General features: G+C 44.0%; 20 protein-coding genes and 3 pseudogenes. 14 read left to right on the forward strand and 9 right to left on the reverse strand.

What is annotated here, in order from left to right; all coding sequences use genetic code 11:
• The first annotated feature begins 180 nt into the window (after positions 1-180).
• Positions 181-762, forward strand: a complete 582-nt coding sequence (locus RSX24_RS07880; protein WP_236412370.1) for an RNA polymerase sigma factor — start codon at positions 181-183, stop codon at positions 760-762.
• The gene (locus RSX24_RS07885; RefSeq protein ID WP_343260201.1) at positions 737-1933 is read left to right on the forward strand and encodes a DUF4179 domain-containing protein; all 1197 of its coding nucleotides are present in this window, start codon (positions 737-739) and stop codon (positions 1931-1933) included. Before RSX24_RS07880 ends, RSX24_RS07885 begins: the two co-directional genes overlap by 26 nt.
• A gap of 383 nt (positions 1934-2316) precedes the next feature.
• Here RSX24_RS07885 and RSX24_RS07890 read toward each other — a convergent pair.
• Positions 2317-2382, reverse strand: a pseudogene (locus RSX24_RS07890) (hypothetical protein); the annotation flags it as partial.
• A 253-nt stretch (positions 2383-2635) separates the two neighbouring features.
• On the opposite strand from RSX24_RS07890, the gene RSX24_RS07895 reads away from it, so the two are divergent.
• Positions 2636-3079: an Lrp/AsnC family transcriptional regulator gene (locus RSX24_RS07895; protein ID WP_236412373.1), complete on the forward strand. Its 444-nt coding sequence runs from the start codon at positions 2636-2638 to the stop codon at positions 3077-3079.
• Between the two features lie 87 nt (positions 3080-3166).
• Here the strand turns inward: RSX24_RS07895 and RSX24_RS07900 are convergent, their stop codons facing one another.
• Entirely contained in the window at positions 3167-4369 is a 1203-nt protein-coding gene (locus RSX24_RS07900) for an MFS transporter (protein ID WP_343260202.1), read from the reverse strand.
• Positions 4370-4712: 343 nt separating this feature from the next.
• On the opposite strand from RSX24_RS07900, the gene RSX24_RS07905 reads away from it, so the two are divergent.
• Both RSX24_RS07905 and RSX24_RS07910 read left to right on the forward strand, forming a co-directional pair.
• Complete coding sequence (locus RSX24_RS07905; RefSeq protein WP_343260203.1) at positions 4713-5120, forward strand: GNAT family N-acetyltransferase; 408 nt, start codon at positions 4713-4715, stop codon at positions 5118-5120.
• Positions 5121-5166: 46 nt separating this feature from the next.
• Positions 5167-5646 carry a tunicamycin resistance protein gene (locus RSX24_RS07910; RefSeq protein WP_343260204.1) on the forward strand — a complete coding sequence of 160 codons (480 nt, stop codon included), beginning with the start codon at positions 5167-5169 and terminating at the stop codon, positions 5644-5646.
• 141 nt (positions 5647-5787) lie between these two features.
• Here RSX24_RS07910 and RSX24_RS07915 read toward each other — a convergent pair whose 3' ends face one another.
• Together RSX24_RS07915 and RSX24_RS07920 are read right to left on the reverse strand one after the other, a co-directional pair.
• Positions 5788-6885 (reverse strand): sensor histidine kinase, encoded by a 1098-nt coding sequence (locus tag RSX24_RS07915; protein ID WP_343260205.1) that lies wholly within the window; start codon positions 6883-6885, stop codon positions 5788-5790.
• Positions 6878-7303 (reverse strand): annotated as a pseudogene (locus RSX24_RS07920) (winged helix-turn-helix domain-containing protein); the annotation flags it as partial. The gene RSX24_RS07915 and the pseudogene RSX24_RS07920, both read right to left, overlap by 8 nt.
• Positions 7304-7427: 124 nt before the next feature.
• On the opposite strand from RSX24_RS07920, the gene tnpB reads away from it, so the two are divergent.
• Entirely contained in the window at positions 7428-8516 is a 1089-nt protein-coding gene (gene tnpB, locus RSX24_RS07925; RefSeq protein WP_343260206.1) for an IS200/IS605 family element RNA-guided endonuclease TnpB, read from the forward strand.
• Positions 8517-8638: 122 nt separating this feature from the next.
• On the opposite strand, the pseudogene RSX24_RS07930 reads toward tnpB, so the two are convergent.
• The 5 genes and pseudogenes from RSX24_RS07930 to RSX24_RS07950 all read right to left on the reverse strand — a co-directional run.
• Positions 8639-8893 (reverse strand): annotated as a pseudogene (locus RSX24_RS07930) (response regulator); the annotation flags it as partial.
• 62 nt (positions 8894-8955) lie between these two features.
• Positions 8956-9510 (reverse strand): class I SAM-dependent methyltransferase, encoded by a 555-nt coding sequence (locus tag RSX24_RS07935; RefSeq protein WP_343260207.1) that lies wholly within the window; start codon positions 9508-9510, stop codon positions 8956-8958.
• Between the two features lie 70 nt (positions 9511-9580).
• Positions 9581-10084, reverse strand: coding sequence for a DedA family protein (locus RSX24_RS07940; protein WP_343260208.1), 504 nt, complete (start codon positions 10082-10084; stop codon positions 9581-9583).
• Between the two features lie 151 nt (positions 10085-10235).
• Positions 10236-10874 carry a hypothetical protein gene (locus tag RSX24_RS07945; RefSeq protein ID WP_343260209.1) on the reverse strand — a complete coding sequence of 213 codons (639 nt, stop codon included), beginning with the start codon at positions 10872-10874 and terminating at the stop codon, positions 10236-10238.
• Between the two features lie 185 nt (positions 10875-11059).
• A complete protein-coding gene (locus tag RSX24_RS07950) occupies positions 11060-12349 on the reverse strand; it encodes an alpha/beta hydrolase family protein (RefSeq protein ID WP_343260210.1) in 1290 nt (429 codons plus the stop codon).
• Between the two features lie 440 nt (positions 12350-12789).
• Between RSX24_RS07950 and RSX24_RS07955 the strand changes: the two genes are divergently transcribed.
• The 8 genes from RSX24_RS07955 to RSX24_RS07990 all read left to right on the forward strand — a co-directional run bounded on the left by RSX24_RS07955 (position 12790) and on the right by RSX24_RS07990 (position 19647).
• On the forward strand, positions 12790-13215 hold the full coding sequence (locus tag RSX24_RS07955) for a hypothetical protein (RefSeq protein ID WP_343260211.1): 426 nt from the start codon (positions 12790-12792) through the stop codon (positions 13213-13215).
• Positions 13216-13389: 174 nt separating this feature from the next.
• Complete coding sequence (locus RSX24_RS07960; protein ID WP_343260212.1) at positions 13390-14250, forward strand: ATP-binding cassette domain-containing protein; 861 nt, start codon at positions 13390-13392, stop codon at positions 14248-14250.
• Positions 14251-14253: 3 nt separating this feature from the next.
• A complete protein-coding gene (locus tag RSX24_RS07965) occupies positions 14254-14940 on the forward strand; it encodes a hypothetical protein (RefSeq protein WP_343260213.1) in 687 nt (228 codons plus the stop codon).
• Positions 14937-16067 (forward strand): hypothetical protein, encoded by a 1131-nt coding sequence (locus RSX24_RS07970; RefSeq protein ID WP_343260214.1) that lies wholly within the window; start codon positions 14937-14939, stop codon positions 16065-16067. The genes RSX24_RS07965 and RSX24_RS07970 overlap by 4 nt, the downstream gene beginning before the upstream one ends.
• Positions 16068-16485: 418 nt before the next feature.
• Positions 16486-16920, forward strand: a complete 435-nt coding sequence (locus RSX24_RS07975) for a YciI family protein (RefSeq protein ID WP_236412398.1) — start codon at positions 16486-16488, stop codon at positions 16918-16920.
• Positions 16917-18233: an RNA polymerase sigma factor gene (locus tag RSX24_RS07980; protein ID WP_343260215.1), complete on the forward strand. Its 1317-nt coding sequence runs from the start codon at positions 16917-16919 to the stop codon at positions 18231-18233. The genes RSX24_RS07975 and RSX24_RS07980 overlap by 4 nt, the downstream gene beginning before the upstream one ends.
• Before the next feature lie 43 nt (positions 18234-18276).
• A complete protein-coding gene (locus RSX24_RS07985; protein WP_236412400.1) occupies positions 18277-18618 on the forward strand; it encodes a DUF1801 domain-containing protein in 342 nt (113 codons plus the stop codon).
• Positions 18619-18807: 189 nt separating this feature from the next.
• The gene (locus RSX24_RS07990) at positions 18808-19647 is read left to right on the forward strand and encodes an alpha/beta fold hydrolase (RefSeq protein WP_343260216.1); all 840 of its coding nucleotides are present in this window, start codon (positions 18808-18810) and stop codon (positions 19645-19647) included.
• Positions 19648-19741: the final 94 nt, after the last annotated feature.

Below are 19741 nucleotides of genomic sequence, written 5' to 3' on the forward strand. Positions count from 1 at the left end.
ATTTAACAACAATTTCAAAATTGAGAATCTGATTTGGACGTATACTTCAAACCATGTATCTTTACACATTTATTTGAAATAGTCGCTAAAGAGCGGCTTTTTTTTTTTTGCACATGTCACATATCGCAAAATGCTGGACGTTATACAAGGTGAAGATGAAACAAAAGGGAGGTGAATGGTTTGAAGCACACAGACACCGGAGCAGAATTGATGGATATTGAACCGTATGTGATCGATGCCCAAAAAGGGGACAAGGAAGCTTTTGCCGTCATCATTCGTACATTTGAGAGACAAATTTATACGTATTGTTATTATATGTTGAAAAATCGCGAAGAAGCGGAAGATGCGCTGCAAGAAATTTTCATTAAGTTATACCGCTCTATTCAAAAATACGAACATCAGGTTTCCTTTTCTTCTTGGCTTTACAAAATAGCCTATTACCATTGTATGGATATGTTCAGAAAGAAAAGCAGGCAGAAGAAAACGTTATTCCTGCAAAAAGAAATTCAAGAGTTGGAGCATCAGCACTTGAAGGAGAACATACCCGAGGTCGAACAATTACTTATGAGTTTGAAAGTGGAAGAGAAGCATCTCGTACTATTACGAGCCGTTGAGCAGTACAGCTTCGAAGAAATCGGACAGATCATGGAATGCAAACCGGCGACCCTTCGGAAAAAGTATGAACGCATCAGAAAAAAACTAATTCGAGAAAAGAAATCTAGAGGAGGGACAACGCATGAAGCAATGGTCAGATCCCACTGAAGAAGAGCAGGTAAATCAAATTAGAAGGATCGTTAAACAAAAAGAAATGCCGCAAGAAAGCTATGTAAATCAAATCTTAGAAAGGTTGGATCATATGAACAGATCTAGTGATATCAAACGTACTCGAAAGTGGAAGAAAAAAGTAGCGATCAGCGTGACAGCTGCCGCGATGCTTGGAGGCGTGGTGATGGGGAGCGGGTTTGTCTCCCCGGTGATGGCGGATGCCTTGAAAAATGTACCTTGGATTGGGAATGTATTTCAATATAATTTGGACAACAGTTTAAAACAGGCCAGCGCGACTGGACTGACGACTTTACCGAACTTAAGCTTAACAAAGGAAGGGGTCACCCTAAACATCAAAGAAGTGATGTATGACGGTACACGGCTTGTTCTTGCTATTGAACGTCAAGGTATTGAGGACGACACCATGATTTCTCCGTATCTACCGGAAGGCGCAAAGGATGAGAATTTAAATCCAATTCCAACCGTACCACTGAAAGAGCAGAAGAAGGGATACCTTTCTATCCCGGACATCGAGATTCAGGGGAATAGCAAGTTTTTGGGCTCGTTCACCGATGCCGCTGGTAAGACGGAGGACGGACAAATCTTGCGAAACATGGCATTATATGAGGTTAGCAAGGGGCTGACGGAGAAAAATCTCCCTGAAACGTTTGACATGAAGGTTAAGCTGAACGTCAGCGGAATCGAGGAACCTTTTGAATTCGTAGTTCCTGTCAAAAACATGGCGAAAGGAGCAGTTATCCTTCATCCGAATCAAAGCCAAAAGAGCGGAGATTTCAGTTATACCGTCCAGCAAATTGAATTGACCCCTGTAACGACCCGTCTGGTGCTTGACAGCGTAGGTCAAGTTCCTGAAACTCCGGAACAGACGGGCGATTTAAGTCCGACTAAAATGTACTATGACATTGTAGACCAAGATGGGAATCAAATTCAGCAAAATATGGTCGGGTACTTTAATAGTCATCCAGGTACTGAGTATCACGAAGATGAGACGTACCAGCCATTTAAGCAAACGCCGACTTCGATTACGATTAAACCGTATACTTTGACCGCGAAAAAGGATTGGACGATCGTTTCCGACAGTGCAGGAAAACCGGTTAAAACCTATCATAAAGATCTTGAAATGACCATTCCGGTTATTCAAAAATAAGTCTTCCGCTGTGATCGTGCGAGTGAAAGAGGCGTTCTCATAGAGATACGCCTCTTTGACTTGCATAGCCTGTCAAAGAGCGCTTGAAATGCAACGGTTGCCGGCAACTTCGTTCATGCTCCGTTCATATTGCATTCATTAAGAGGACATTTGGGTTGGTTAGACTTACAATAGAGGACCGACCGCAAGGCCACTGCATTGATAACCAGAGGAGCTGAACAGTTTGACGCAACCAGGAACGGCGGCGCCTGCACTTGATTTTAAGCCACTCATATCAGAGTTAACTCCTTATTATAAAGTCGTCGCGATTGAACCCTTTGGTTGGTTACCGAAGCATATCTAAACAAAGCATTTTCCTGCATCGGTCGTTTCTGCTCGCGGTCGGCCCAACCAGCAGGCCTGCTGTAAACGAGGTTTCCGCCTAATGTAATTTGAACAACGGTACCCACGATCCTTTTTTCCTCGAGTGTACGGTCAATGACCTACCTCATTGACGCTTTTGTGCAGCCATTCCAGATCTATATTTCTCATGTTTCTCATCCTCTCCTGCTGTAATTTACTTGATTATTTATAGCAAGTGTGTTTATTATATAAATAATTTCTACCGCATTACATAAAACAAACAAGTTAAATGAAGTAGTTTCCGATGATTCCGAAGGGATTTAGAACAAATAACTTTTAAAATTAAGGTGGTCGATGTTCTTGGACGAGATCGATAATAACATCCTGCTCCATTTGCAAAACCAGGCGAGATTATCAATGACGGATTTAGGAAAGCTGGTGGGACTGTCTCAGCCAGCGGTAACCGAACGTGTAAAACGCATGGAAGAAAAGGGGATTATCGAGGAATACCGAACCGTCATTTCCGCACAAAAAGTGGGTAAGCCATGCACAGCCTATATGCTTGTTCGGACCCGGAATTGCTATCCTTTCCTTGATTTTTGCCGTTCTTCACCAGAAGTCACGGAATGTTACCGGATAAGCGGAGAGCATAATTATTTATTGAAGGTCCTCACGGAAACAACTCAGGAGTTGGAAGAGTTTGAAAACAGGTGCGATCAATACGGAACCTATACGACTCTGATCGTAATGTCTTCACCGATTGCTTATAAAAATCTCATTGGTGAAACGAATTTGCTCGCATAGGATGTAATCCTGTAATCCCCAAAAAAATGAATCCGCCTTTGCAGCGAATTCATTTTTTGATTATGTTGCGCATGCTCGTGAATTCCTTTAGGAAGGAAAGCCATGCTTTTTAGCTAGCCGAGCTGCAAGCAAGGAGGGAAGCAGCAGAATGATTAATGAGCCTGGAAGGAATCCGGCTCCAAGCTGTTCGAGAAGAAGCCCGCCGATAATGCCTCCGCCGCCGATGGCCACATTCCACGCGGTAACCAGCATCGATTGGGCTATATCTGCGCTTTTTCCCGCTGCTTGTGCTATCGCTGTTTGCAGTAAAGTGGCTGCCCCGCCAAATGTAAGCCCCCATGCCGTAACACCAAGAATGATGACTGCAGGTTGATTCATTCCGATTCCCAAGGCTGCGGAAGCCAAAGCAAATCCCGTGATGCTGATTAAAACCAGCATTCTTAGAAAACGATCAATCAGCATGCCTATCACCCAAATGCCGACAACCGAGGTAATGCCGAAAATAAGAAGAACCAAATCCACTCGCTGAGCAAACGCCGTTTCGGCAAGATACGGTGCAATATAAGTGTACAAAATATTATGAGCTAATACCCATGCCAACACGACAAACAAAATCGACCGAACACCGGGAATCAGGAAAACCTTGTGAAAAGGGAGCTGATCACCGGCAGGCTCGCCGGCATAATCCGGCACCTTCCAGAGCACCCAGCCAATAAGGGCTGCAGCCAGTAATGATACAGCTCCGAAAATGAGACGCCAATCTGTATAAGTACCGAAAAAAGTGCCAAGCGGAACGCCCAGTGCCAATGCCAACGGGGTGCCAACCATGGCTACGGCCATCGCTCGTCCCTTTAACGAATCAGGCACCATGCGCCGCGCATAACCGGCCGTCATCCCCCATAGTACACCTGCCGAAACACCTGCGAAGAAACGCGCGACAAGCGTCAGCACATAAATAGAAGATAAGGCGGTGATGGTGTTAAATACAAAAAAGCCGACGATGCACAGCAGCAGAAGCGGCCGGCGCTTCCACCCGCGGGTAGCCGTTGTCAAAGGAATGGCGGCCAGAACAGATCCAACCGCATAGAGAGTGACCAATTGTCCGGCAAGAGCTTCTGTGACCCCGAGATCCTGCGCAATTTGCGGCAGTAATCCAGCAGGCAGCCCTTCCGTAAGAATGCAGATGAACCCCGCCATGGCTAAGGCCAGCAGCCCGACCCACGGAAGACGTTGGGAAGACGGCACATTTGCTCCGCCGCCTTTTCGTATAAGAGCAGTGTTTGAGTTCACGAAAAAAATCTCCTTTATTTATTTTTTGCCGTTTAAAAAACTTTGGCTTTCGTATAAGCATATATAAATAAAACATTTATTTACATGGATGATTAAAGGAGAATGAAGCGAATGAAGAGGAAAATACTTTTGTTTTTATTGAAATTCCATGATATTAAAGGCAAAAAGGCAGCATCGTCAGATGCCGCCTAATGACAAAGCGTAATCGAAGAGCTTGAGAAACTTTAGCTCCTTTAATAACAGAAAGGCATTGAACATTGCGATTGAAGATTGATATTCGATAAAAGAGTTGTCAGGGAATCAGTATGATTGCTTATTACATGCAGCATAGGAGATGATATGTTTGGAAGAGCGCATTCGATATACGACCGCTCCGCCTGAAGACTTTGGGAAGGTGTTAGCCTTATACGAGCGGTTGGGGTGGAATTCACTAAAACTCGCTGTGAATGAGTTGGAACGGATGTTTCATGGAAGCTGGTCTGCCATATATGCATATGACCACGAACGATTAGTCGGTTCAGGACGCATTATTTCGGACGGCGTTATTACCGGCCTGATCTGTGGCGTCGGGGTATTGCCGGACTACCAATCCAAGGGGATTGGCAAAGAGATGATGGGCCGGTTGGTTCAACACTGCAAGGAACACGGAATCATTCCTCAGCTCATGTGTGTGGAGAGCTTGGAATCCTATTATGAAGCCATAGGGTTCAGGAAATTTACGAGCGGCATGAAAATGGACGTGGATCGATAACCCACGAAAAACTATTGTGGATGCAGGATACTTCATCCGGAAGAACATGCCTAAACCGATGCTGAAGCCGGATTTCCAGGATCATGGCGTATGGCGGGCAATGAACGTTTCGATGCTTCAGGCCCTAAGCCGAGAATTCTCCGGCATCATAATTGTTCCCATGACGATGGTTCACCCCCCATACTTCGATGAAATCATCGGCAGCTTAAGATCCAGAGGGATTGAAGTTCATCATTTTGCACTGCTGGCGAGCAAAGAAACGTTATTAAAACGATTGAGAGGCCGGGGAGACCATCAAAACTCATGGCCTGCCCAACAGGTGGATCGATGTCTGTCCAGTTTATCTCAGATTTTGTTTCGCACGCATATCCACACGGATCACTTGACGCCTGACGACATCGCTCTGCGAATTGCTAATGATTGCGGTGTTGAGCGGCAGGTCATGCGAGCCACGCCGGATTTCTGGCCGCAGTATAAGTCTTCGCATCGTCGATTTATCAACTCGCCCCGATTCCGTAATAATTGAAACGAGAAAGGCTTCATTGCTGAGGTTCCTGTTAATATGATTCTGGGGAGGTAAGGAAGAGCATGTTTATCATCCAATCACATTACGCAATGATCCATCCTCCGTCGTCATTCTTTGCAGCGATTTTTCGAAGTGTTATGCTTAGGAGTTATATAGCGGCAGCAACATTTTAAACAAAAAAACATCATCGGTATGATGCAGGGTCAAACTACCTTGATGCAATTCCATAATATTCCTGGCAATGGAAAGACCGAGCCCAGAGCCGGCCTGAATGCCTTCGCTGCTCCTTGAAAAGTCTACTTTATAAAATCGGTCAAACAGCTTATTCACTTGATCCTCACGAAGCGGTGTTCCTTTATTTTGGATCTCTATCGTGATATGTGTACTGAATTTTTCCATTCGAAGTTCGATTGCACCGGGTTTGTGTGAGTATTTCAAAGCATTCATCAACAAGTTGTCGACCGCTCTGGCGATTTTTTCGCTGTCCACATCAACATTCGTCGGAGAGGGGGCAATCTCTTTGACGATACGAATCCCATTTTCTTGAGCAAGCGGCTCAAATTCAAATAACATTTGCTCCAAAAGTTGGGATAAATCGATTTCTTTCCGATTCAATTGGGTATCGTCGACAGACGTAAGCCGGGTGTATTCGAACAAATCGTCGAGGAGTTTTCTCAAATGGACGGCTTTGTTGTACGTATTTTGGACAAAACGTGAGTACTCATCTTTGTCTCGGAAAGATTCGGTCTTTAGAAGCTGAATATAGCCGATGATACTTGTAAGAGGAGTGCGCAAGTCGTGGGAGAGACCTGTAATCATTTCCATTTTTGATTGTTCAAGCTCACGTTCCTTCGCAATTTGTGCTTCTAAACGCTCTGCCATTCTATTAATGTTTAAAGCGACATTACCTAGTTCGTCTTGACGGTCAATCGTTACCCGATATCCTAAATTCCCCACGGCGATTTTTTCAAGCCCTTGCTCTAGTTTGATCAAGTCTTTTACAATGTTCCGGGTCAAAAATAGAAAAACACCGATGAAACTAACGATAAACAAGGGGGTAATCAGATAAGGAAAAAATCGAGAGTACCAATCAGATTCCATAGAGTTACCAAGATAAATCGAAGTCAAAAGGAAAACATAGTTAATGCCAAGTGAGATAACCAGGCTTAGGATCATTCGAATGAGAATATTGACTTGAATTCGTTTGTTTTGTTTTAACTTTCGAACATAATTAATCAATTTTATAACCAACCCCCCATACGGTTTTAATGTATTGAGGTTCTCTTGGCATTTCCTCTAATTTCTCTCTTAAATTACGTATGTGAACCATAACCGTATTGTCAGAATACCCATAGGGCTCTTTCCATACACTTTCGTAGATTTGCTCCGAGCTAAAAACTTGACCAGGCCGGCTCGCTAATAGCAGCAGAATGGCGAACTCCAAAGGGGTCAACGAAATCTCTTTTCCTTTGAGTTTAACGGAATGTTTATTTTTATCGATCGCCAGGTCTTTGATTAAGATTAACGAATTAAATTCTTCTTTACCCATTAAGGATTGACGACGGAATTGTGCTTTTACGCGTGCAATCAATTCCAAAGGATTAAATGGTTTGACCATGTAATCATCTGCTCCGGTCGTCAAACCGATAATTTTATCGCTGAAGGCGAGAAGACTCCCTCCTCAAAATCGTCAGCTTTAGGTGGGGGATGAATCGCCATCTTTTTGTATTCGAAACCGAACATATGTGCTATAATAACTGCAAAGAACGGAGGTGTATGGCATGCTCTTCCATAAAGCATACAAGTATCGGATCTACCCCGATCGTACACAGCAGCAGTGGATCCATCAGATGTTTGGCTGTTGCCGTTTTGTATTCAACCATTTTCTGGGACAATGGAAGGATACATTTGATGCCACAGGCAAGGGTTTGTCGTACAATGCTTGTGCCATGCAGCTTCCAGATCTAAAGCAAGAACATCCATGGTTGAAAAAAACGGATAGTATTGCTCTACAATCGGCTGTTCGGCGTGTGGCCGATAGCTTTGATCGTTTTTTCAAGAAGCAGACGGAGGCTCCGCGTTTCAAAAACCGTAAACATCCGGTGCAAAGTTACACTACTCGATATACGAATGGAAATATCGCTGTGAATGGAAGTAAGCTGAAGCTCCCCAAGCTGGGGTGGCTGCGTTTTGCAAACTCCCGCCCCTGTGAAGGACGCATTCTCTCGGCGACGGTACGGCGAAATGCTGCGGGAAAGTATTTTGTCTCGCTCGTCTGTGAAGTGGAGATGGAGCCCTTGCCGGGTAACGAAAAATCGGTAGGGATCGATCTGGGACTTCAAACGTTTGCGGTATCATCCGAGGGTATGCGGGATACTCATCCGAAAGCCTGGAGCCGGTATGAAAAGAAGTTGGCGAGCTGGCAGCGGAGGCTGGCCCGGCGTACGAAAGACGGTTCTAATTGGCAAAAAGCCAAACGGAAGGTCGCCCTGATCCACGAGAGAATGGTGAATATCCGCCATGACTTTTTGCACAAGCTGTCCACCAAGCTGATTCGTGAAAACCAAACGATCAGTATCGAGGACTTAAAAGTTTCAAACATGCTCAAGAATCACAAGCTGGCCAAATCGATCGCCGATGCGTCCTGGAGTGAGTTCAGAAGGCAGCTCACGTATAAAGCGGAATGGTACGGACGCACCCTCAAGATTGCGGATACGTTTGCTCCGACAAGTCAAACCTGCCATGTATGCGGAGCGCTACACCGAGAGGTGAAAGATCTTTCGGTACGGGAATGGGTGTGTCCATCCTGCCAGACCCTCCATGATCGGGATGTCAATGCAGCCCGAAACATTAAGGATGTTGCCATATAGATCATCATATCGACAAGAACTGTGGGGACCACAGGGATCGCTTGGTCCACTTCGAACCAAGAGGTTCGATTACCCAAGAATCCCCCACTTCAAGCGAAGGCTAAGTGGTGGGAGTGTTCAACGATATCCTCTTCCTTGGCAGACAGCATGATGATTGGAGTATTTGAAATTCCCCTGATTTTCATACATGCCGTGATCCCATCCATCCGTGGCATCATGACATCCAGAATAACAAGTTGGACCGAACTCGATTGGATCATGTCCACGGCTTCTAAGCCATCGGCTGCTTCCATGACGTTGTAACCTTCATTACGCAAGTATACATGGATCACATCTCGAATTTCCGGATCATCGTCCACAACTAAAATGGTATTCATTTTCTGTAGTACTCTATCCTTTCTCATGTATAATGTTTGTTTCGCATTTTTCATGGCTTTCTTTATTTACGGCACACATAGACGAAAGCGGAGGGGACATTCAGAGGAACAAACTCAATGTTCTCAATAATGAATTTTTCGGAAAGATGCTTCTTCATTTGCAGCGAATATTGAAAAGCGATGAACCGTCCTCCAGGTTTTAAAGCTTGGTGAATCTGTTCAATCAAGGCATCCCTTAATGTACGCTCAAAATTGAAAAAAGGCAAACCGCTAAAAATATAGTCCAATTCGTCGATGCCTTCGTTCTTCATGGTATCCAATAAAGCGGCAGCGTTCGGGTAAGAGATGAACTCCGGATATTCATGTTGTAAATTGTTCCGCATCGTTTGATCCATTTCAAATAATAAAACTTTTGTATGTTCATTTGCATTTTTTTGAATGTATCGGGTAATGGCCCCAGTCCCTGCGCCAAGCTCCGCAACGGCGGTGCTTTCTTGCCAAACGGCCTGATTAACCATTGCGCTGGCCAAAAAGCGAGAGCTTGGAATAATACTCCCCACATTTTTCGGGTTTTTCACAAAGCTTTTTAAAAAAAGCAATTTATCATTAGTTTTCATTATACATACCTCCATTGGGTTTATTATGAACGGCTCCGTTCGTTTCAAATCGCATTTTTCAGGCCTTGGCTCAAAAACTCAAGGAATGCAGCAATGATAAAATTGAATCACCAAAAAAAGTTCCTAAAGCAAAAAAGATGATCGTCCAAAGCAGCGCGCTCAAATACGTGATCAGAGCGAATTCTTTATAACGAACACCAGTCAGCCCAATGAGCAAAGGCATGAAATAACGTACAACCGGGATAAACATGCCAATACACATGGCTAGATTGCCTCTTTTTCGAAGAATGGATTCAGCTTTGAGATAGTGCTTATTGTGTGAGAACTTTTTCTTGAATTTGTGTCCGAATACATGACCAGCAGAATAAGCAAGCGTGATCGCTGTCAGCAAACCAGCCAAAATACTGATATAGGCAGCCCAGTGATCGATAACATCCGAGCGGCTTAGAACGGCACCGGTAAGGATCGTTATTTCATTAGGAATCGGAATTCCAAATGGGCCTAGGGAGAACGCGAGAAAAAAGAAAAGGTACCCATATTGATGAATCAGATCTAACACTGCGTTTCCAATCATTTTTTCAGCTCCTCCTGTTGATCGTTTTATCTTAACGAGAAAAACTAAGGAAAGAATGAGAGTATTTCTAAAGAAAATCTGAAGAAAACCTAAAGAACAAAAAATAAACCGCATAACCATTGTTGATATGATTTAACAATGGCCATGCGGTTTATGAATGAGCGTCCGAAGAAACATCTCGTGCAAATCGCAACAATTCGTTAATTCTTTTCTTTAAGTACGCTGTTTTTGTGATTGCTTCTTGAATCCGTTTTCCGTAGTCGTCCGGGTTATTGTACGATGAAGTTTTCAAGAGGGTTATGTCATGAATAAGACTATTTAACGTTGGCCGTAATTCCGATATGATATCCTCCATTAACTTTTGATTGAAATGCTGCGTTTCATGTTCTTTCTTTGTTTCCTGCTGCAGGTGATCCATCAATGAATTGATGGTAGTTGCGACGTTGTCCAATTCATGAAACCCCAGATGAGGAATCCTATAACTTAAATTCTCTCCATTAAACATCAGTAACGCCTTTTCCAATACGATCATTTTTTTCGCAATGGGTAGTGTCAATAAACTGAATGTTATTACAAACAGTACGGTAAAAAACATCGGAATGAGATTGGCTGCCATAAAATGAGGAGTGGGGCCTTCCATTAAGCATGAAAAATGGGCAAGATAACAGGTGAGATAATAAGAGGAAAAGCATGTGAAGAAAAATGCAATCAACAAACGGTTACCCAGATAAATTAATATTTTTACATAGATATTGGTTATTCTAAAGGCTGTTGAACGATTTTCATTCATGATTGGCGATCACTCCGTCATTTATTAGAGCCATCATAATCATAAATCCTGAAGAATATCATAGGGGATTTCTAAAGAAACTCTGAAGTATACCTGATCGGTTGATGTTGAAGCGTATAATCTACTATAGGAAACAAGCGTTTCTCCATGCGAGAAACGCTTGTTGAAGATAAGCCGGCTGTCCTTTACCGACTAGGCTGTTCTAAATGGATTTGGGGATACCTGTCGGAGATGTCGCTCATCTTTGGTTCGCCTGTACCCTTGACATATTGGTCAAAAAAAGCAAGACTCACTTCGTTGATGATTTGATGAACCTCGCGCGGTTGGGCTTTTTTAGCTGACAGCAGCGGGGAGAAGAGGTGAAAATCCGTAAAACTCATATGGGACGTCTTTGGGATCGTCATCGTATACCCTCCGTTTTTCAAAGCAAGGTTGCGACGTTCCGCGGATTCCTCCCAAAATGACTCGTAGTATGCTTTTGATTTCCCGCTCTGGGCAACGGCTTTGTCCAATGAGTTTTCGAACACGGTTCGATCGATACTCTGTTCCCCGTTCATTTGCAGATAAGGCTTCGCGAAACCATCATCAGGAGGCGGATCGCCATAAAGCGTGCCATCCATATTCATGGCTGCCCGGATACGTGAATCCTTCATGAGCATTTGTGCTGCGGTCGCGCCTCCGTAAGAGTGCCCAAACATTCCGATACGTGTCAGGTCAATATGATCTTTAAACTCCGGTTGAGCGTTCAGTTGTTCAAGCTGGTCTAATACAAAAGTCACGTCATCAACCCAGAGAGTGATATGGCTTCCAAGTTCACTGAAACCACTTAAATTATTTTTTTTCAACAAAATTTCCCTTCCGTCGGGATAAACGGTCGCTGCTGCATCGTATGCATGATCGATGCCAACCACGATATAACCATGACTGGCTAATTCTTCGACCTGAAAGGTATTTTGGTTACGAAAACCGGTCAGCCCATGAGAAAAAATCAAAACAGGATACTGCTTTTGGTCATTGGACAAGGAGGCATTCGTAAACGAGTGCGAATCGATCAGGCTGAGGTGATCAAGTGTCCACGATGGAAACGAAAGGGCTTTTTCAAGACCCTTGGTTACAGCTTTCACATGACGGATATAGGGTTCAACCGGTTTGGATTCCGTGGTGTCCGCAGGATACCATAACTGAACCATCAGTTCCCGATATGCGTTGGGTTCTGATGCGTTTTCTTCCTTCCGGTCAAAGTCCGTCCAATGCAATACGGTCGTTCCAACCTGATAAGGCCCGGTCGGTTTTTCAAAGGTAAACACAGGCATCAGGAATGAAGGAGCGACCATTATCCCTAAAAGGAAAAGAGACATGATCGTCCAAAGCGATGTTTTCCATCCGATCTTTCTGCGATCCGTTCGTTCCCTCTTTTTCCGAGTTATACTTAAAAACAGAATCATAGCTATTACTGTTATGTATGCAGGAACCATCTGCCATCGGTATCCATCCAGCACGAATTGTAAAATCGTAGTGATCAACAGCAAGGCAATTGCAAAAAGCCTGGGCATTTCAAAAAAACGTGGTTTCCATATGAATAGATTCGCAAGGATGAAAATTAGCAATACAAGTACGATGTCGAATAACCTCAAAGTTTAAATCCTCCCAGTAAATTCATTTGTAGTCACAACAGTCCTGAAGTATGGTTTGTACATGGTCGTTCCCTTCTTTCTGTAAAATTTTCAACCGAAAAGGCTCTTCTCCCTATAAACGGCGACTTACTTGGAAACTATTTGGTTTTTTATAAAACTATATAGTAACACACGAATATCTTATCGATTTGAAGGAATGATGTCAAATCAAGCGAACAAGATGGAGCATCGGCGGAACATTTTAAATGTAAATTTCGTTGGAAGATCAAGGGGGGCGTACGATGAAGAAATATTCGTTTTTCACCTTCATGTTTGCTTTATTAACGGCCTTGTTTCTAAGCAGCTGTCAAAGTGCTAATACGCCTAACCAGGCGGGAGCAAGTAAAGAACCAAAGGAATTAGAAACCTTTTTTTCCGGCGATATGACACAGGTTGATTCTATCGAAATCATGAGTGGCAGTGATGGTACCAAAAAAACGACTACAGATCAAGCGCTCATTCAGAAATGGATTGAAAAGGTGCGCCATATAAACATCGTCCTTGATCCGGATCAGGAAGATGCAGCAGGGGTTTTGTTCCATGTTACGCTGTTTAAGCAGGGAAACGAAGTGTTCTATATGACGCCTACCGATATGAACCATCAGCGGATGGAGCCGCAGTCGGAATTGGCAGACCGAATGACAGAACTTTTCAATGCGATAAAGTGAGTTTGATTTGTAGCATAACCGAGCCGTGTGCTACCTACTTTAGTCGAACACAAGAAATGTAAGTGATTTTTTTTACTGTTGATTTAATGAATTGACTGGATAATTAGACGATTATCTTCATTATTGAACTAAGGGTAGAGGATGTCAAAAATAATAAGGTGGCAGGAGAAGGATATGAAACTGAGCGTTAAAAATCTTTCTAAACATTACGATAAGCCCATTCTTCAGAATGTGTCTTTTGAAATGAACACCGGGATACTTGGTTTGTTAGGCGAAAATGGAGCAGGAAAAACGACATTGCTCGAAATCATCTCCACGCTGATTGCTCCCCATACAGGTCAAGTAGACTATGAAGGCATGGATGTCAGTCAGGATTTATATGCGATCCGAAAACAGATTGGCTACTTGCCGCAGAAATTTGATTTTTTTCCCCATTTAACCGTGCAGGAGATTCTTGAATATGTTTGTCGTTTGAAAAATATTCACGGCAAGCAGCGGATAACAGAAATTGAAGAAAAGCTCGAGCAGGTTGGTTTGCTGGTACATAGGAACAAAAAATTCATTGCTTTGTCTGGAGGGATGAAGCAGCGCTTAGGTATTGCCCAAGCCATCGTTGGCAACCCCAGGTTGCTTTTGGTTGATGAACCCACCGTGGGACTTGATCCTCATGAGCGTGTGTCGTTTAGACAACTGCTAACCACTCTTTCTACAGACCGATCTATTATTATTTCCACCCATATTGTCGAAGATATTGCACTTACAACAGATTTGGTTCTTGTACTGCACCAAGGGATTGTGAACTATTTTGGAGATATCCCTGCTTTCATCAAATCGGTGGAGGGAAAGGTGTGGCTTTACAGCGGAGAGAATGTGACGGAGAAGCTTCAAGAGCAAGGTGCGCTCATCATCTCAACACAGGTCACTGCAAGTGGTGTACATGTTCGCTATCTATCGGATACCCCATTGGTAGGCAGCCTGTTAGTAGAGCCTACTTTGGAGCACGCCTATATTTATACGAATAGAAAGAAGGTATAACCATTGCATGAATTTATGGTACAGCTTCATTTTTCGTTTAAATCATTGTTAAAACATCGATTGCTGCTCATCACTGTTTTTTTGCTCACAACGATCATCCCGCTTGTTCTGGCACAAATGAGCGGAGAGACCCGCTTTGAAAATCGTTGGCTTTCCATGCTTCAGCTCCAAATGATTATTGTGACACCTCTGGTTCCTGTTCTTGTGAATGCTGTTTGGGGCGGAAAACTTAGAGACTTCGAACTGAAAACGATCCTGTTTTATCTAATTATCCCTTCCAATTATTTAATCTCCAAGCTTGCAGCTGTTGGGTCCGGATTAAGCATGATTTTGATACTGATCGATTCTATTTATTGGTTTGCATTATCCAATCAAGGTCCTCATCTCTTATGGTTAGTCACACTCTTGCAAATCATCTTAACCGTTTCTTTTGTGGTCTCGTTAACTGGACTGTGCTCTCTTATTTTTAAGAGGACGATTTACAGTACCATTTTCGTTTTTATTTACCTGATAATCAGTATTCAATATGTCCGACAACCGATGTTTGCGATCTGGTTTAATCCAGATGATGTATCGGAAATGATTCTAGAGCCGAATTTTATGCTTCAACGGTACGTCTTGGTTTTATGGATAGTGCTCATGCTTTTGATCAGCTCCATGTTGTTCAGAAAGCAGGTTGTACGCACATGATACGGTTATGGTTTTTAGAATTAAAGGTCCTATGGCGCAGTGAACATATTTGGGCTTTCTACATGGGACTTTTCATTTTATATTTGAGCAAATTTGTATTCTTTATCGATGAATTGCCTGTTACTATTCCTTTATATGGACTGTTCATGTCGACCATGACACTTGTAATATTGAATTCACCTAGACGTTACCATATGGTTCATATAATAAGACTTACCAACTGGAATCCTATACGAAGAACATTGCAGTCATGGTTGTTTAGTTTTTTATGTACCCTTCCAGCTTCAACCTTCTTATTTTTCACGGTTCGTGAAATTTTTAAATACACTCCCGTTTATCTGCTGGTGTTTGTTATTCTCGGATTATCCTATTTCGCCATCAGCTTTGCGTTTGTAATTTCTTTATTATCATTCAAAATGGCTATTCTATGCTGTGTATCTGTGTACATGCTCCTCACTTTAATGCATGGTTATAAGCTGGAGAGTATCCGGTATGCTGCACCAACTCTGAATTTCATGTATCCGGATTACCCTGATATGAGGAATATGCTCTCGATATTTTTTCTTGGAATCCTGATGATGGGGATCTATTTATGGAAAGGAATCGACTGGCCTCGCCGGCAAAAAAGAACGCTGCTTTTCATTCTCATGATGATCCTTGTCACATACATCGCAGTCCCGATTCAAGAAACATGGAATGAAAGACATTTAGCAAATGAACCTTATCAAAAGGTTCGAATGAACAACATCGTTGTGCAATATAAAGGTATCACTCAAAGTATGGCAACAAGATATAGTCAGGTGGTCTCTGATATTATTGAGGAGTTGAAAAAATATGAAATGAATCCGGAAATTACTCGAATCAACATCACTCGATTAGGCCGAGTCCCCAAAGGTACTCAACTGGAGCATATTATGAAGTTAGAAGAGAAGACGCTATATATTGAACCCTATTCAAATAAATTCTATGAGTTCAATTATGGGTATAATATCATTCGAGACATGCTTGAACTTTCGGGAATCGACCATCAAATCGGGCACCAAATAACCGAGAGTTTGATCCGTAAAAACAAACATCACTTTTTCGATTCACTTCAACGCAGGGGACTTAGCGAAACCTACGAATAAGAGATATGATTTTGAGTAAAGGTAACACCCAACTGCTATTGAGCACATTCAAAAAAACCGTTCAATCAGCATCTACATACTGTGTTCTTAATTTCAGGGCACCACCCAAGCGCAAATGGCTGGCGGGTGCCTTTTTTTGTCCTATAAAGGAATCTTTTAAAATGAACGACAAGCAAAGAGGTGGATTCCGGTATTCACCCTTGCCATGTGACTGCAAAACATGAAGGTAAAAAGAACTTGTTTGAAGAATAATTCAAGTAAAATGCGGGTGACTAATTTGTATTTTAGGACCGGATTTCAATTTTTTTCGAAATTTTCAATAGAGTTTGTCGATTTTGGTTTCTGGCGTTCGTCGTCCTGTTTAGAGGCCGGAAAGGTTGGATCTCATAGCGTCTATTAAAAAGGAGGAGCTTACCACATGAAGTTTATGATGATTGTCAAAGCAACCAAGGATTCTGAGGCTGGGAAACCGCCTAGCCCCGAACTGTTTGAAGCAATGATGCGGTTTAATGAAGAGTTGGCAAAAGCAGGGGTGTTGGTGGCCGCAGACGGACTGCATCCAAGTTCTGGAGCCATTCGGATTTCTTATCCGGAGCCTGGAGGAAAGCCTACGATTGTGGATGGTCCATTTACCGAATCCAAAGAAGTGATTGCTGGGTATACCCTGATTGAGGTGAGATCCCGGGAAGAGGCGATCGAGTGGGCCTTGAGAATGCCAGACCCGCACGGATTGGGAGAGGGACAGATTGAGCTCAGACAGGTATTCGAAGGAACGGATTTGACGGATGATCCCAAGATGTTAGCCGCCCATGACGCACTGAGTGCAGAACTGAAGCAACGCAATCAGCCATGATGGAGAGTCATGTCCATCGCAAGGTCGATGCGATCTGGCGAATGGAGTCGCCGAAGATCATTGCCGTATTAACCCGAATGGTGCGCGATATCAGCCTTGCCGAAGATCTGGCCCAAGACGTAATGCTCATTGCGCTGCAAAAGTGGCCAGAGGTGGGCGTTCCCGACAATGCCGGTGCTTGGCTGATGGCCGCGGCAAAAAGACGTGCCATCGACATGATGCGAAGAAACAAGGTACAGCAGCGAAAATATGAAGAGGTCGGCCGCAGCTCCGACATGTTTGATGAACAAGAGATTAGCGATGCATGGGATGGATCCGTGGGAGATGATCTCTTGCGCTTGATCTTTATGACGTGCCATCCGATATTGTCCCGCGAGGCTCGCCTCTCATTGACCCTTCGTTTGCTCTGTGGATTGACAACAGATGAGATTGCTCATGCGCTGTTCGCTTCCGAACCGACCATTGCCCAGCGGATCGTGCGTGCAAAGCGAACATTGCGCGATGCCAGAGCGGAATTTCAGATCCCTGAAGGAAACGAACTCAAGGAGCGTCTCGAAACCGTAATGGAAGTGATCTATCTTTTATTCAATGAAGGATATGCCGCGACTGCGGGGAGTTCCTGGATACGTCCGTTATTATGTCAGGAAGCGCTGAGGATGGGACGAATCTTGGCAGAGCTTGTAAAGGAAGAGCCGGAAGTTCATGGCTTGGTGGCATTAATGGAAATCCAATCGTCTCGTTTTAGAGCCCGAGTTCATTCCTCAGGGGAGCCGATCCTTTTGCAGGACCAAAATCGGGGATTATGGGACCATCTATTAATTCGTCGAGGGTTGGCAGCGCTTGAACGAGCAAAATCTTTCGGTCGACCGCTTGGTCCTTATGCGTTGCAGGCTTCCATTTCCGCATGCCATGCTGAGGCCCGTACTGCCGAGGACACCGACTGGATCAAAATTGCCGCATTGTACGAAGCGTTGTCGCGGGTCCTTCCCTCGCCGGTCGTTGAGTTAAACCGAGCGGTAGCCATCGGTATGGCATTTGGCGCGGAATTTGGCCTTCAGCTTGTGGAGCAATTGGAAACGGTAAAAGCGCTGTGGGAGTATCACTTGTTGCCCAGCGTGAAGGGGGATTTCCTTGAAAAGCTCGGACGAAACAACGAGGCTTATCAGTCGTTTCAATTCGCAGCCTCGCTTGCACAGAACGATCAGGAACGGGCACTGCTGCTCAAGCGCGCGGCAAAATGCAAACAGACTTTCCAAGGGGAAGGAACAGAGAAAGGGATGGAAACCGAATTGAAAAATCAAATGGGCCTGTAAATAATCAAAACGATATAACGCGTGCGCAAAGGAGAATATGACCATGAACCAAGAAGTTACGGAATATATCCAATCCTTGAAAGAGCCTTGGCAAAGCCAGCTGTGTAACGAACTGCGGGAGCTTGTACGCTCCGTCATTCCTGATGTACAGGAGCGGATGCAATATAAAAAACCCCATTATCTGAAAAACGGGAAATATGCTGCCGTCATTTCCGCTTCGAAAGATGCAGTGAGTTTCACCATCTTTAATGCCGCAGCTGTGACATTTCCTGAAGGTTTCGATGGACCCGCGGAACGAAAAACGATTAAACTGCGTAAGGGGCAAGAATGGAGCAAGGAATCGTTAACTTCCTTGTTGAGTCAGGCTGCCTCGACGTTGGAATAAACTTTGTACTAAATAGCTGCCAACGGGGTTGGCGGCTTTTTTTGTTGCCATGGATATAACGGTACAAGGGAAAATAAAAAAGTTTTCTAGCGATGTCGATTTCCATAAGTTGTGTTCGTCATGTAAGTATAGATGCAAAAAATGGCTTATTGGAATAACCACATATCTCAACCTTAAAGGAGAACAAACATGAATACGATCATTTCTAGAGACGGAACCAACATCGCATACGACAAAATGGGGCAAGGACCGGCGCTCATTCTCGTGGCGGGAGCTTTCAGCTACCGCAAATTCCCTGGACAGGTACAGTTAGCCAAGGAATTGTCCGATCAGTTCACGGTGTATAATTACGATCGGCGGGGCAGAGGGGACAGCGGGGACGGAGAACGTTACGCCATAGAGAGAGAGATTCAGGATCTGGAGGCCCTAATCGAAGAAGCCGGTGGGAAAGCATACGTTTGGGGCTTATCTTCCGGGGCGGTTCTGGCCATGAAAGCTGCCGAGAATGGTGCGAAAATCACTAAATTAGCCCTGCATGAGCCGCCCTTCATCGTCAATGCGTCTGACCGCACACCTCCTGTAGATTTTCTGGATCAAGTGGCTCGGCTGATCGCGGAGGAAAAGCGTGCAGAAGCCATTAAATACTTTATGACGCAAGGCATGGGCGCTCCTGCCTTTGTTGTATCTATGATGCGTATGATGCCTGGCGTGTGGGCTAATCTGATGTCTGTTGCCCATACTCTTCCTTACGATGCTCAATTGATGCAAGGTTATATGTCTGGCAAGTCTTTACCCGCTCATTTTGGAAAAAAGATCACCCAACCCTCCTTAGTATTGGAAGGTATCGAAAGTCCATCCGCACTACGCAGCGGGGCACATGCGCTTGCAAGCATACTCCCGAATGGGGAGCTGCGAAGCAAGAAAGGACTGGGCCATACGAAAAAACTTAATGCCAAACGGATTGCTTCTGAGTTAAAAGCCTTTTTTGATCAGGACAGTGATGTGGTTAGTACTGTGCAAGAGCGCTAATGATGATTAAGACGTCTATTTATGGACAATATTCCGCCCCTCTGATGTTTTTTTATGATACAAAAGTCCCTCTCTAATTTCTGACGGAAAAAAG

It is taken from the genome of Paenibacillus hubeiensis (genome assembly GCF_032334105.1).
In the GTDB taxonomy this organism is placed as follows: domain Bacteria; phylum Bacillota; class Bacilli; order Paenibacillales; family Paenibacillaceae; genus Paenibacillus; species Paenibacillus hubeiensis.

Coding starts and splice junctions, on each gene's coding strand:
- RSX24_RS07950 (WP_343260210.1), bottom strand. CDS start 12,349: ATGGTTCCTGCATACATAACAGTAATAGCTATGATTCTGTTTTTAAGT.
- RSX24_RS07945 (WP_343260209.1), bottom strand. CDS start 10,874: ATGAATGAAAATCGTTCAACAGCCTTTAGAATAACCAATATCTATGTA.
- RSX24_RS07985 (WP_236412400.1), top strand. CDS start 18,277: ATGAACCAAGAAGTTACGGAATATATCCAATCCTTGAAAGAGCCTTGG.
- RSX24_RS07885 (WP_343260201.1), top strand. CDS start 737: ATGAAGCAATGGTCAGATCCCACTGAAGAAGAGCAGGTAAATCAAATT.
- RSX24_RS07940 (WP_343260208.1), bottom strand. CDS start 10,084: ATGATTGGAAACGCAGTGTTAGATCTGATTCATCAATATGGGTACCTT.
- RSX24_RS07955 (WP_343260211.1), top strand. CDS start 12,790: ATGAAGAAATATTCGTTTTTCACCTTCATGTTTGCTTTATTAACGGCC.
- RSX24_RS07960 (WP_343260212.1), top strand. CDS start 13,390: ATGAAACTGAGCGTTAAAAATCTTTCTAAACATTACGATAAGCCCATT.
- RSX24_RS07980 (WP_343260215.1), top strand. CDS start 16,917: ATGATGGAGAGTCATGTCCATCGCAAGGTCGATGCGATCTGGCGAATG.
- RSX24_RS07975 (WP_236412398.1), top strand. CDS start 16,486: ATGAAGTTTATGATGATTGTCAAAGCAACCAAGGATTCTGAGGCTGGG.
- RSX24_RS07935 (WP_343260207.1), bottom strand. CDS start 9,510: ATGAAAACTAATGATAAATTGCTTTTTTTAAAAAGCTTTGTGAAAAAC.
- tnpB (WP_343260206.1), top strand. CDS start 7,428: ATGCTCTTCCATAAAGCATACAAGTATCGGATCTACCCCGATCGTACA.
- RSX24_RS07970 (WP_343260214.1), top strand. CDS start 14,937: ATGATACGGTTATGGTTTTTAGAATTAAAGGTCCTATGGCGCAGTGAA.
- RSX24_RS07990 (WP_343260216.1), top strand. CDS start 18,808: ATGAATACGATCATTTCTAGAGACGGAACCAACATCGCATACGACAAA.
- RSX24_RS07910 (WP_343260204.1), top strand. CDS start 5,167: ATGCCTAAACCGATGCTGAAGCCGGATTTCCAGGATCATGGCGTATGG.